1 protein-coding gene and 1 tRNA gene are annotated in these 1107 nt (G+C 40.5%); both read left to right on the top strand.

Annotated elements, in window-relative coordinates; genetic code table 11:
- The first annotated feature begins 2 nt into the window (after nt 1-2).
- Nucleotides 3-75 (top strand) — tRNA-Phe (locus NW211_RS13855).
- 240 nt (nt 76-315) lie between these two features.
- Nucleotides 316-1107, top strand: a 792-nt coding sequence (locus NW211_RS13850; protein ID WP_258328270.1) for a site-specific integrase, incomplete at its 3' end; no start/stop codon positions are given.

The raw sequence follows: 1107 nt of genomic DNA, 5'->3' as shown, positions 1-1107 counted from the left end.
AAGGTGCCATAGCTCAGATGGTAGAGCAAAGGACTGAAAATCCTTGTGTCCCCGGTTCGATTCCTGGTGGCACCACGAAGAATCACAGCAAAAAGATGAAAACCTCTGAATTTCAACGAATTCAGAGGTTTTCTTTTTGTTTCAACTGTGCAAAACATGCAGATTTAGGAATTTCAATCGTGCCAAATTCGTGGCTTTTTTTGAGCCACTGAAAAAAGCCACGATTTGATATGTAAAGCGCAGATATTCACTTGTTTGCATAGCGTGCGTTTCATCAAACATTAGCACTTTTGTACCACAAAAAATGTATGTAAGATGAAGCATGAAACAATGAAAATCCTCTTCGTTATCAAGAAGAGTAGCTTGCTGAAGAACGGCGAAGCACCTATCGTAGTCCGTGTTACTATCAACGGAGTGTCTGACGAGGTACGCATACAGCGTAGCGTATTGCCTCGTTTGTGGAACCAAGCCCGTGGCTGCTGTAAAGGCAGAGACAGGGTTTCAATCGAACTGAACGATTACATCGAATCTCTCAAAACCAAGATTCACAACCTTCACAAAGAGTTGTTGCTTGAAGATGCACTCATCACTCCTTCCTACCTATTGAAACGCTTATTTAATAAAGGTGATAAGCGAACCTTCCTCAATACAATGGAAAAGGAGATTAAAGCAATGGAAGCACTAATCGGTATCGAGTATGAAAAGATAACCATCAACCGATATTGGAATTGCTACCGTTGCTTGAAGGCTTGTGTTCAATCTTTCTATGAAAAGGAGGATATTGTCTTTCCTGAACTTTCTCGTGACTTTATTATCTATGTCGAACGACACATGCGTCTTGAAAAACGTCTTTGCCAAAATACATTGGTGAGATATATGAAGTGTTTCAAGAAATTCGTCAATATGGGACTTAATATGGGTTGGATGAGAATCAATCCATTCGCTGGCATACAATATCGCCAGCAGGAAAATGATCCTACATTCCTGACTCTTGAGGAGGTCAAGACAATAGCAGGTATGGAATTTCCTGTAGCTCGACTAAACATTGTTAGGGATATGTTCCTGTTCAGTTGTTTCACAGGTCTTGCATTTATTGATGCAAAGGAA

This window comes from Barnesiella sp. ET7 (assembly GCF_024733785.1).
Taxonomy (GTDB): domain Bacteria; phylum Bacteroidota; class Bacteroidia; order Bacteroidales; family Barnesiellaceae; genus Barnesiella; species Barnesiella merdigallinarum.
This window is presented reverse-complemented; position numbering and strand designations above follow the sequence as displayed.